At 58.7% G+C, this 11,572-nt stretch carries 9 protein-coding genes; 3 read left to right on the plus strand and 6 right to left on the minus strand.

Going from position 1 to position 11,572, the window contains the following annotated elements; genetic code table 11:
* Window positions 1-279 precede the first annotated feature (279 nt).
* The 3 genes from hpf (at window position 280) to HMPREF9163_RS06570 (ending at window position 4,950) form a co-directional block, all read left to right on the plus strand.
* Window positions 280-825 (plus strand): ribosome hibernation-promoting factor, HPF/YfiA family, encoded by a 546-nt coding sequence (hpf, locus tag HMPREF9163_RS06560; protein WP_037346350.1) that lies wholly within the window; start codon window positions 280-282, stop codon window positions 823-825.
* Window positions 826-941: 116 nt separating this feature from the next.
* A complete protein-coding gene (locus HMPREF9163_RS06565) occupies window positions 942-2,231 on the plus strand; it encodes a PepSY domain-containing protein (RefSeq protein ID WP_009440946.1) in 1,290 nt (429 codons plus the stop codon).
* Window positions 2,232-2,259: 28 nt separating this feature from the next.
* On the plus strand, window positions 2,260-4,950 hold the full coding sequence (locus HMPREF9163_RS06570) for a cation-transporting P-type ATPase (protein ID WP_009440947.1): 2,691 nt from the start codon (window positions 2,260-2,262) through the stop codon (window positions 4,948-4,950).
* Between the two features lie 203 nt (window positions 4,951-5,153).
* Here the strand turns inward: HMPREF9163_RS06570 and HMPREF9163_RS06575 are convergent, their stop codons facing one another.
* The 6 genes from HMPREF9163_RS06575 to HMPREF9163_RS06600 form a co-directional block, all read right to left on the minus strand.
* A complete protein-coding gene (locus HMPREF9163_RS06575; RefSeq protein WP_037346353.1) occupies window positions 5,154-6,041 on the minus strand; it encodes a radical SAM protein in 888 nt (295 codons plus the stop codon).
* An 84-nt stretch (window positions 6,042-6,125) separates the two neighbouring features.
* Window positions 6,126-6,893 carry a DeoR/GlpR family DNA-binding transcription regulator gene (locus HMPREF9163_RS06580; protein ID WP_037346354.1) on the minus strand — a complete coding sequence of 256 codons (768 nt, stop codon included), beginning with the start codon at window positions 6,891-6,893 and terminating at the stop codon, window positions 6,126-6,128.
* A gap of 334 nt (window positions 6,894-7,227) precedes the next feature.
* The gene (locus tag HMPREF9163_RS06585; RefSeq protein WP_009440951.1) at window positions 7,228-8,097 is read right to left on the minus strand and encodes a CoB--CoM heterodisulfide reductase iron-sulfur subunit B family protein; all 870 of its coding nucleotides are present in this window, start codon (window positions 8,095-8,097) and stop codon (window positions 7,228-7,230) included.
* Between the two features lie 3 nt (window positions 8,098-8,100).
* Window positions 8,101-9,057, minus strand: a complete 957-nt coding sequence (locus HMPREF9163_RS06590) for a succinate dehydrogenase/fumarate reductase iron-sulfur subunit (RefSeq protein ID WP_009440952.1) — start codon at window positions 9,055-9,057, stop codon at window positions 8,101-8,103.
* Between the two features lies 1 nt (window position 9,058).
* Complete coding sequence (locus HMPREF9163_RS06595; protein WP_009440953.1) at window positions 9,059-10,906, minus strand: FAD-binding protein; 1,848 nt, start codon at window positions 10,904-10,906, stop codon at window positions 9,059-9,061.
* A 184-nt stretch (window positions 10,907-11,090) separates the two neighbouring features.
* Window positions 11,091-11,477 carry a GtrA family protein gene (locus HMPREF9163_RS06600; RefSeq protein ID WP_009440954.1) on the minus strand — a complete coding sequence of 129 codons (387 nt, stop codon included), beginning with the start codon at window positions 11,475-11,477 and terminating at the stop codon, window positions 11,091-11,093.
* Window positions 11,478-11,572: the final 95 nt, after the last annotated feature.

An 11,572-nucleotide genomic window follows, 5' to 3' on the forward strand; every position in this document is an offset into this window, starting at 1 on the left:
ACCGCCATCTTGACGCATCTTTTTTGCCCGTACTTCGGCGGAAAATCCTCCACAGAGCAAAACTCTGCGTCCGGTTTTCCGCCTTGTTCGGACGAAACAATCTACGCCAATCTGCAGGTCTATTTTATCAGCGATTCCTAAAAGCACAATCATTAAAAAATCAGAATTTAGGGAAAGTACAATTCTTTTGCAGGTTTTTTTTGCACCATGTCGAAATACATAGATATAAGGGAGAGCGGTGAGAAGAGCGCTCCCGTGGATAGAAAGGGGCTGTGTTTCATGGCTGCATTCACGATTCGGGGAAAGAATGTTGAGGTTACACCGGCGCTGAGGGACTATGTGGAGAAGCGGGTCGGCAAGATTACGAAGTACTTCGAGAATATCGGCGATATCTCGGTGCTGCTCTCGGTGGAGGGCAAGCATCACAAGGTAGAGGTAACGGCTCCCATCGTGCGCGGCGTGTTGCTGCGCGGTGAGGAGCGTTCGGAGGATATGTACAGCTCCATTGATCTCGTCATCGAGAAGTTGGAGCGCCAGATTCGCAAGCAGAAGACGAAGCTCGAGCGCCGTTTCCGCCACGGCGGGTTCAAGGCTGAGGCGGTCGAGACCTTTGTCCAGCCCGTGCCCGAGGAGGACGATATCTTCCCGGTCGTCAAGACAAAGCGCTTTACCCTGCAGCCGATGGACGTGCAGGAGGCGATCATGCAGATGAATCTGCTGAATCACCACTTCTTCGTATTCCGCAACGCGGAGACGGAGGAGGTCAATGTGGTTTACAGCCGCAATGATGGAAAGTACGCCCTGATCGAAGTCGAAGAGGGCTGATTGGAGAGAATGGGGGACGGTTGCGCCGCGGAGCGCAGCCGTCCTCTTTTTTTCGTCCCCTTTTTCCTGATTTTATGATATGATAAGAAACATATTTCTTGAAATGGGGACTTTTTATGCGGAAAATATACGTTATTCATCAGTGGGTGAGCCTCGTCTGCGCACTTTTTCTTCTGCTGCTGACGCTGACGGGGCTGCCGCTGCTCTTTCGCGGGGAGATCAACGCGTGGAATACGGTGAATCTGCCCGCACGCGGCGGTGCGCTCCCGCTCTCCGAGATCTGGGCGGCACTGCCGGAGGGGACGGATGCTCTTACACAGGCGTTTCCCACGAAAGAGATTCTCGCAGTTACGCCGGATGCCTCGGATGGGATGCTCTACTTCCTCGTCAAGGATCGCGGCGGAAAGGCATCGCGTGCGCATATGCGCATGGGGGGCGAGCAGATTGTGTACGATGTGCGGACGGGGGCGCTCTTTGACCGCAAGGATCGCGTCTACCGCTCAGAGGCGGTGCAGGAGTTCATGCACACAATGCACGTCCTGCACGTCCGCATGGGGATGGAGGAGGGAGGCCGCGACTTCCTCGCCGCGATGTGCGTGCTCTCCGTTCTTTCTATTGTGACGGGCATCTACCTCTATCTGCCGATGATGAAAAACCTTGCCTTCGGTATCCGCAGACGCAGGAGCAGCCGCCTCTTCTGGTCGGACTGGCACAAGATCGCCTCGATCTTTGCAGGCACGTGGGCGGTTCTCATGTGCGTGAGCGGCATCTTCATCGTGCTCTATTCCGTGGGCATCCGCGACTATCACCGCACGGCGCACGCGCTTGCGGCGGAGCATTTTGCCGCGCAGACGAATGCGCCGCAGATCTCGGAGGAGGAGGCGTATGCGCGGATTGCGGCGGAGTTCCCGCAGAAGGATGTCATTTCCATGCGGCTGCCCACGGCGGACAGCGCCTACTATATCTTCCAGATTGCAGCGCCGACTGTGCGCGCAACGGACTTTGCGCTGGGTGAACAGGCGTACCTGCCGGCAGCGGGGGATGGTGCGCCGCTCTTTGTCCCCGTGCCCGCATGGCTGACGATGGCACCATTCTTTTTGAATCTGCACATCCACAACCATGAGATGACGGCGGAAAAAATCTTCTGGGCATTACTCATCCTCATGACGGCGGCGATGATTGTCACGGGGATCGTGCTCTGGCTGACGCGCTGGCGCAACGTGGTCTCTGCCGCCGCCGATACCGCACAGAGGCGGACAAATGCGGCGTGGGAGGAGCCCGCGCGCGTTGCTGTGCTGACGCTGATCGTCATGATTGTGCCGATGTACGGCGGTGTCGGGGAGGGGCTGGCGCTCGCACTCAGCGCCTATCTCGTCTACTACTTTGTACACGCCATGCGCAGATGATGCTGTGGTATAGGGAAGGGGAGCGGTCTTGAAATTCACGGGACTTACGTCGGCTGAGGCGGAGGCGTCGCGCCGCGCGCACGGGGCGAATGTCATCCCCGAGCCGCAGTGGATGACGTTCGGACAGGCGTTCATGGAGACGTTCCGCGATCCGATGATCCGCATCCTGCTCGTCATGGTCGCGCTCATGATTGCGATGTATTTCGCGGGGCACGCGGAGATCTACGAACCGGTCGGCACGATTGTGACCGTCATCATTGTGGCGACGGTGAGCGCGCGGACGAATGTCGCGAGCGATACAGAGTACCGCGCCCTGCGCGCGCGAACGGCAAAGGATACGGCAAAGGTCTGCCGCGACGACGGGCTTGTCGTCATGCCCGTGGACGACATTGTTGTCGGCGACCACGTGATATTGCAGGGCGGCAACAAGATTCCTGCGGACGGCATGCTGATTGCGGGGGAACTCCGCGTCAACAATACCGCGCTGAACGGGGAGACGGAGGAGTGTCCGAAACTGCCCGCAGACACGGACTATCGTTTTCCCGAGGAGATTACAGGCGACAGCTTCGTCGATACATCGACCCTCTTTCGCGGCAGCGTCGTCTTTGACGGCGAGGGCGTGATGGAGGTCTGCCGCGTCGGCACGGGCACGATGATGGGGCAGATGGCGGCGGAGATGCAGGCGCGTGAGCCGGACTCGCCCCTGCAGGTGAAACTCTCGAAGCTCGCCGACCAGATCTCGGCGTTCGGCTACGTCTCGGGGCTTGTCATCATCTCGCTCTACATGATGTTCTTTGCCCTGCGTGCGGGCGGGCTGGAGGCGTATGTCATGCTTGGCTGGAGTCAGATCCTCGTGGATCTGATTCAGGCCGTCTCGCTCGCGATCCTCATCATCGTCTGTGCCGTGCCCGAGGGGCTGCCGCTCATGATCTCGCTCGTGCTCATGCAGAACACGAGCCGGATGCTCGCGCGCGGTGTCCTCGTGCGTCGGGCGGTTGGCATTGAGACGGCAGGTTCGGTGAATATTCTCTTCAGCGACAAGACGGGCACGATCACGGGCGGACAGCTCGAGGTGGTGGAGTTTTTCACTGCCGGTGGATGTGTGCTCACGGATATCGAGGCGCATGCAGCGCTCCATGAAAAGCTGAAACTTGCGATCGGCATGAACTCTGCCGCCATGTATGACGAGAGTGGCTCGGTTGTCGGCGGCAATCCGACCGATCAGGCAGTCATGCGCTTCCTCGGGGCAGAGACCTACCGTGCGATGCAGGCAAATGACGGCTATCGCGTCGGTCAGAGGCAGACGTTCAACTCGACGAACAAATTCAGTCATGCAGAGCTGCCCGCGCGCGGCACAGTCGTCTACAAGGGCGCGCCCGAGGCGCTCCTCGCGCGGGCGAAATACGCGCTCACGGCGGACGGGGCAGTCGTTCCGTTTGATGCGGCGCAGCTGAACGAAAAAATAAACGCCTATGCCGCGCGTGCGATGCGTGTGCTGGCGTTCGGATACTCGACGCAGCCCTTCCGCAAAAACGAAATCAACAACGATGTCGTGCTCATCGGGCTTGCTGCAATTCGAGACGATGTGCGCCCCGAGGCGCGCGAGGCAATCACGGAGGTACAGGCGGCGGGCGTGCAGGTTGTCATGGTGACAGGCGACCGCCGCGAGACCGCCGTCGCGATTGCACGCGACGCGGGGCTCCTGCGCGCGGATGGCGATCTCGTCCTGACGAGCAGCGATCTCGCCCTGATGAGTGACGAGGAGGTTCAGCGCGTCCTGCTGCAGCTGCGTGTCATTGCGCGCGCACTGCCGACGGACAAGTCGCGCATTGTGCGCCTCTCGCAGCAGATGAACCTCGTTGTCGGCATGACGGGGGACGGGGTCAATGACTCGCCCGCGCTCAGGCGCGCGGATGTCGGCTTTGCGATGGGCAGCGGCACGGAGGCGGCGCGCGACGCGGGGGACATCGTCATCCTCGACGACAATTTCCGCTCGATCAAGGACGCGATCCTCTACGGGCGTACAATCTACAACAACATCCTGAAATTCTGCCGCTTCCAGCTCGTCATTAACATTGCGGCGGTTGTCGTCAGCGCCGTTGCGCCCTTCTTTGGCATCATTGAGCCGCTGCGCGTGACGCACCTTCTCTTCATTAACCTCGTCATGGACAGCCTCGGAGCCATCATGCTCGGCAACGAGCCCGCACACGAGAGTTATATGCGCGAGAAGCCGCGCCGACGCGACGCGAACCTCATCACGCCCGCAATGACCGTGCAGATCGTCTGCATGGGCGCGTGGCTCGTCGTCCTGAGCTTCTTCTTCCTCACGGATGCAGACATCGCTGCCGTCTTCGACGGAAAGGCGGAGCACTATACGGCATACTTCCTCTTCTTCGTTATCGCCGCGCTCATGAACGGCTTCAACGTGCGCTCCACGGGCTTCGGGATCTTTCGGGATCTGTCGGAAAACGTTGGGTTCCTCAAGGTCTGGGCGGGTATTGTGCTCATCATGGCGGCAATCATCAACGCGCCCTACATCCCGCACGCCGTTGGCGCATGGATCGGCGGCATGTTCAGCACGACGCCCATCCATGCGGGCGGCTGGGCGCTTGTCACACTCCTCGCCGCCACCATGATTCCTGTCGATCTGATGAGGAAAGCGGCGTGGAGGGGGATCATGAGGGTATGGGAAGGAGACGCAAGCGGAGAAAAGGCGTGAGAAGGAAGCGGAGCGGTGTCCCTAAGCAAACCCTAGTGGAGCAAGCGGAGCAAAGGACACGTTCTGCCCCCTGCGGATTTCTTTCGTTCAAGCGAAGCGCGTTTAAGAAGTCCGCAGGTATTTAGGTGGATAAGTGTCCGACCGCTTGCGTAACTAAGCGTTTGCGTGGGACTTGCTCCGCTGTATCAATCAATGCAAATCTTTTATGTAAACTCCGGCACATACTCTTCTCCCACTGCCTCCGCCCCCTGCACATAGACCCTCGTCATGCCAATCTCGCGCGCCGCATCCACTACGGACTCATACTCGAACGTCGTGAGGCGGCGGTGGAGCGGCGGGAACTCAGCCGCGCGATAGAGCGGCGTATACTGCCGCATGAGGCTCAGCTGAATCGCATCGCCGAACTCGGCCCACAGTCGCTTGACGAGCGCGATGCTCTCGCGGCGGTGCCCGGGCAGCACGAGGTGACGCACAAGCACGCCGCGCAGCAGCTGGCCGTCGCGGCCAAAGCGCACACTGCCGACCTGTGCGACCATTGCCGCAAGGGCATCCCACGCCGCCGCGGTATAGTTCGGTGCAGCGGAGTAGAGCCGTCCGCTCTCCTCCGTATCGTACTTCAGATCGGGGAGGTAGATGTCCACCGCGCCCATAAGGCGCGCAATATTCTCCACCGTCTCATAGCCGCTCGTATTCCAGACCACGGGGAGCGTCAGCCCACATGCGCGTGCAAGTGTGAGTGCAGAGAGAATCTGCGGCGTGTAGTGCGTCGGCGTCACGAGATCGAGCGTTGCCGCCCCCTTACGCTCGAGTGCGAGAAAGCACGCGGCAAGCTCTTCCTCGTCCATCGCCGTGCCTTTGCCATCATGGCTGATTTCATGATTTTGGCAGTAGACACAGCGCAGCGTGCAGTGGGCGAAGAATACCGCGCCCGCGCCATGCGTGCCGACGAGGCAGGGTTCTTCCCATGTGTGCAGCATCGTACGCGCAACGCGTACAGCTGCCCCCGCGCCGCAGAAGCCGCGCGCGCCCGCATTCCGATTCACCCCGCAGCGGCGCGGGCAGAGCGTACAGTGCTCGAGCAGATCGTCCATCAAACTCCCCCTTTTTTCCATATTTTCCCACAAAAAAACCGGAACGGCAAGACCGTCCCGGTTTTTGTTACGATACTATAAACTTTACGGCAGCACGATATCCACACCGAGCTCTGCCGCCGCCGCGCGAATGTCCGAGGGCGGCTCCGTATCCGTCACGAGCCCTGCAAGCGCATTGAGCGGCGCATAGTCATAGTTGCCGTCCGTCGAGAGCTTGCGCGCCTCCGCGAGGACATAGGAACGCTTACTGCGCGCGATGATACGCGCCTTGTTCAGCCCGTCGTCGATGTCGTAGGTGGAGACACTGTTGCCCTTGACATCCACGCCGACCGCGCCCACAAAGGCGATGTCGGGCTTGAGCCTGCCGATGAAGTCCTGCGTCATGCCGCCCCAGAATCCATCGCGCCCGCGATTGATCTGCCCGCCCGCAAAGATCAGCTCGATGCGCGGGTTGCGTGCGAGCACGCCGAGCACGTCGACCATGTTCGTCACAACCGTCAGATCGCGGTCGCTCTTCATCAGGAGTTCGGCAATCGCGAGATTGCTCGTCGAGACATCGAGGAAGACCATATCCTTCTCCTGAATGAGGGATACGGCTGCCTGTGCGATGCGGCGCTTCGCTTCTACATCCATGTGACGATGACGGCTGACCTCGATCATGTGAACACTCTGCGTCAGTTTCACGGCGCCGCCATAAGTGCGTTTCAGCCGCCCCTGCCGCTCGAGTGATCCCAGATCCTTGCGGATGCAATCCTCGGTGACCTTGAATTTGGCGCTGAGCTCTTTGACCTTTACCTTACCGTCACGCTCCACCATGCGGACGATGAGCTCTTGGCGCTCCTCCAGAAACATGATATTCACTCCCTTTACGCAGATGAATTTGGCAGCGCTCACATATCTGCTGTCAATGAGCCGTCCATTCTTTTTTTTCAGTGTAACGCAAAATCGCAAAAATAGCAAGACTATTTTATCTATTGAAGCAAATTTATAAGAGTGAATTCATTACCTATATTCTATTATAATAGACAATATCCTCTATTCAAACTCGTTAAATTGTAATTATAGGTAAATAAAATGAGAAACTGCCAGCATTCTCCCGTATTATGCGTCGGATCATATGCCATTTGTGGCAGTACCCGACCCATATACGTTGGGATTTTCTGCGGGCAGTTCCCTAAAAAGCGGCTCAGCCGCCGATTTTCAATTTTTCACGCGCGGAAACGTGACGGTTAAATCCAACATCGTCCTTCGACATGCCAAGTGCAAGACCCACGAGCTGCTGCAGGTGGAGGACAGGCATCTCGGTCTGCGAGTGCACCGCCTCACGTCCCTCCGGACCGTACATATCGAGCTGCATCTGACAGAGCGGACACGGTGTTGCAATCAAATTTGCCCCCGCGCGATCCGCGCTCGCGGCGATCTGCCCCGTAACGGTCAGCACGTCGCGCTCCGCCGTGAACTGCGCGTGGAAGCCGCAGCACTTGCGCCCCGCATCGAACCAGACAGGATCCGCGCCGAGGCGGCGTACAAGGCGTTCAAACGACTCGGGATAATCGCCGCTCTCGTGATTCATGACGGGTGCGGGACGCAGAATGTGGCAGCCATAGTAGCAGGCGACCTGCGTGCCCTTCAGCGCATTCGTGATCTTGCCGTCCAAGACTTCCGGATGTTCGTCGAGCACCCAGAGGAAATGCGTGATCTCACTCGTTCCCTGATACTCGTATGGATGCCCCGCCTCCTTGAGAATGGCGTTGACCTTCTCCTTGAGCGCCGCATCTTGATCGAGGCGGTGCTTCGCTGTGCGCAGCTGAAGTGTGCAGGTGTTGCAGACGGTGAGGATGGGCAGCCCCATGTGCTCGGCGATGGAGATGTTGCGCGCGTTGACGGCGAGCGCGGCGAGATCGTTCACGCCCTGTGCGTGCGAGGCGCCGCAGCACGTCCAGTTCGGAATCTCCTCGATTTCAATGCCAAGCCTTTCACAGACTTTCTTGAGCGAGGTATATGCTTCGGCTGCTGCTCCATCGAGGACACAGCCGGGAAATAATGCGTACTTCATGCCTTATGCCTCCTCCTTGTCAGCTTTTTCTGCAGCCTTTACAATCGCCGCGATGGTCTTGATCTCGGGGTTGACCGGATGGCTTGCGAGCGGGTCCATCTTGCCCGTATTCATGAGGCGCAGTGCCATCGGCAGACGCATTGCGGACATGATATAGCCTTCGGATTTGATGTTGAGCTTCGACTCATCAAGTGTGCCGGACTCGGAGATGTCGTCATAGATCGCCTTCGCATGACGTGCGCCGACGTTGTCGTCGAGATGATGCTTGAACGTCTCTTCCTTGAGCTTTTCAATCGCACCCGCAGGATCGAGTCCCTTCGGACACTTTGCCGTGCACTCCTGACAGTTGAAACAGCGCCAGAGTCCTGCATCGATGACCGCCTTCAAATGCTCGGCAGGACTCTTCGAGCGCGAGTCGGCGACGAGTTTTTCTGCCTTGACAAAGGCGAACGGATCGAGGAAGTCATCTGCATTCAGCGTGTTTTTGTTGCACTCGGAGACACAGGAGCCGCAGAGAATGCAGCCTGCGTATTTCTTGTACTTGTCGAAATCAGCGGGCGACTGACTGCAGCCGGTTTCGGGGGTAAACTCGTCCTTCGGCTGCAGGGTGGGCTTCACCTTCTTGATGCGCGCGTACTTCGGATCCCAGTCGACGACGAGATCGCGGATGACGGTAAAGTTGCCGAGCGGCTCGATCGTCAGTTCCTCGGCCTGGTATCGTGCGAGGAGATCCTCAACGAGCACCTCACAGGAGAGTTCGGCGTTGCCGTTCACGCGGACGGCACACGCACCGCAGATACTCGAGCGGCAGGCGCTCGTAAAGGAGAGTGTCGGATCGAGCTTCTCCTTGATATAGGTCAGCGCATTGAGGACGGTCAGTCCCGTGGTGACGGGGACATTGTAGGTGTCCACCCACTTTTTCCCCTCGACAAAGCGATGGATTTTGAGCTGCACGTCCATGTCAATACTTCCTTTCCTTCGGCGGGTATTTCGTGATGACAACATCCTGATACTCTGCCGCATAGCTGCCGTCCGGCTTCTTGAAGATCAGCGTGTGCTTTAGGAAATTCACATCGTCGCGCTTCGGGAAGTCACGGCGTGAGTGACCGCCGCGGCTCTCCTTGCGTGCGATTGCGCCCTGCACGATGGCATGGGAGATCTGCAGCATATTGCCGAGCTCGACATACTGTGCGAACGCTGTGTTGTAGACATGGGAGCTGTCGCCGACGAAGCAGTTCTTGTAGTCCGCCTCAAGGGCACGCAGCTCCTTTGCAGCCTCCTCCAGTTGTGTGCCGTTGCGGAAAACGCCCGCCTTGAACCACATGGTATCGACCATCGCGTCGCGGATCTCAGGAACGGTGCGGTTGCCCATATGTGGGCGCGATGTCACCTTGTCGAACGTATCCTTCCACTTCGTGCAGCTCGCCGTAAGAGCATCCTGACTGCCTTCGTAGCGGTGCTCCTTTGCATAGGCGGCAGCCCCCTCTCCGGCGGTCTTGCCGAAGACGAGCACCTCGGAGAGACTGTTTGCGCCGAGGCGATTCGCGCCGTGCACAGAGACGCAGCTCGCCTCACCCGCCGTGAAGATGCCGGGCACACGCGTCGCGCCCGTATGGAAGTCCGCCATCTCAAGCCCGCCCATCGAGTAGTGGCAGGTTGGGCTGATGAGGACAGGTGCCTTTGTGATATCGACGCCTGCGAAGCGGAGAGAGAGATCGGCGACCTGTCCGAGACGTTCGTGGATGCGCTCGGCGGGAATCTTTGTGAAGTCGAGGTAGACACCTGCGGTCAGCCCCTCGCCGATACCGCGCCCCTCCTCAATCTCGGTTGCGATTGCACGCGCCACAATGTCGCGTGTTGCAAGTTCCATTTTCTCGGGGGCATAGCGCGCCATAAAGCGCTCGCCGTTCTTGTTGACGAGGAGCGCCCCCTCGGAGCGGCTGGACTCGGAGAGGAGCACGCCGTTGACGGAGAGTCCCGTCGGGTGGAACTGCACCATCTCGGGATCCTTGAACGGGATGCCTGCGTTCATGCCTGCGACGATGCCGTCGCCCGTCGAACTGTATGGATTGGATGTGCGTACCCAATACGCGCGTCCGTAGCCGCCCGTTGCGATGAGTACGGTCTTTGCGGGGATGCCGATGAGGTCGCCCGAACGCATATCCATTGCAACGACGCCCGCAAGCTTGCCCGCATCGGTCATTGTGATCTCGAGCATCTGGCACTCGGAGATGAAGTCTACGTCATGCGCAAGGCACTGCTCGAAGAGCGCGTGCACCATCGCGTGCCCTGCACGATCCTCGAAGTAGGACGCGCGTGCGTGGGAGGAGCCGCCCATCTTGCGCTGATGGAAATGTCCGTCCTTTTGGCGGTTGTAGGGATAGCCCATGTAGTCCATCTCATAGATGGTCTTGCCTGCGTTCTCCGCAAAGTATTCGACGGCATCCTGATCGCAGAGGTAGTCCCCGCCTTTGATCGTGTCAAACGTGTGCGACTCGACGCTGTCCTTGTCGTCCGTGACTCCTGTGACACCGTTCATGCCGCCCTGTGCCATTGTCGATGCCGAACGTGTGGGCATGAGCTTCGACATGACGGCGACCTTCAGATTCTTGTCCTTTGCCGCCGCGAGCGCCGCGCGCATACCGGCTCCCCCGCTGCCGATGATGAGCACATCGTAGGTCACGTCGCCGCGCCTGACCTGCGCGGGAATGTTTTGGTTCCCACAGCCGAGGTAGGCGCCGGACATGAGCACAACGCCCGCTGCCGCTGTACCCTTGATAAAGGTGCGGCGTGAGATTTCCATTGCCATAGCTTTCGTCTCCCCTTCGATGATACGTAGAATTTATCTCAACGATTGATAAAATCTATCACGGTGTTATTTCTCTGTTATGGGCGGAAAATCCTGCATTGTACGGGGAGAAAACTGCACTTGAAAAAACCTCCCATTCGCGATGGGAGACTTGAAGTCCATGTGTGAAGTTGTTAGAATGGATTCATCTGCCGAGGACGGCGCGGCGTTTGAGGATGTAGTTCCACACCATGACGATGCCGGCGGCGATGAGCTTGGCAATCATGTAGTAGATGCCAATGATGTCGACGAGTACCCACATGAGCAGCTGGTTGAGCCCGAGTCCCGCGATGCTTGAGCCGAAAAAGAGCATCTTCGCGCGCCGTGTCTGCGCGTTTGCCCCACGAAAGACACAGACGAGGCAAAGCCAGTAGTTGACGAGGACGGAGACGGTGAAGGAGATTCCTGCCGAGAGGAGGTAGTGGAGTCCGCCGTACTCGGTGAGGATGTAGAGCAGTCCGTAGTCGAGGAGGAAGCACGCGCCGCCGACGAGGACGAAGCGGGCGATTTCGTAGAGTCTGGAACGCGGCATAGAGCACCTCTTTTGATGGAGTACAGATTTTCGAGTGGTGCAAGCCCTACGCAGAACCCTTGTTACGCAAGCGGTCGGACACTTATCTGCCTAAA

The sequence above is a fragment of the Selenomonas sp. oral taxon 138 str. F0429 genome, from assembly GCF_000318175.2.
Classification (GTDB): domain Bacteria; phylum Bacillota; class Negativicutes; order Selenomonadales; family Selenomonadaceae; genus Centipeda; species Centipeda timonae.

Coding starts and splice junctions, on each gene's coding strand:
- HMPREF9163_RS06600 (WP_009440954.1), bottom strand. CDS start 11,477: ATGCCGCGTTCCAGACTCTACGAAATCGCCCGCTTCGTCCTCGTCGGC.
- HMPREF9163_RS06595 (WP_009440953.1), bottom strand. CDS start 10,906: ATGGCAATGGAAATCTCACGCCGCACCTTTATCAAGGGTACAGCGGCA.
- HMPREF9163_RS06585 (WP_009440951.1), bottom strand. CDS start 8,097: ATGAAGTACGCATTATTTCCCGGCTGTGTCCTCGATGGAGCAGCAGCC.
- hpf (WP_037346350.1), top strand. CDS start 280: ATGGCTGCATTCACGATTCGGGGAAAGAATGTTGAGGTTACACCGGCG.
- HMPREF9163_RS06580 (WP_037346354.1), bottom strand. CDS start 6,893: ATGTTTCTGGAGGAGCGCCAAGAGCTCATCGTCCGCATGGTGGAGCGT.
- HMPREF9163_RS06575 (WP_037346353.1), bottom strand. CDS start 6,041: ATGGACGATCTGCTCGAGCACTGTACGCTCTGCCCGCGCCGCTGCGGG.
- HMPREF9163_RS06565 (WP_009440946.1), top strand. CDS start 942: ATGCGGAAAATATACGTTATTCATCAGTGGGTGAGCCTCGTCTGCGCA.
- HMPREF9163_RS06590 (WP_009440952.1), bottom strand. CDS start 9,057: ATGGACGTGCAGCTCAAAATCCATCGCTTTGTCGAGGGGAAAAAGTGG.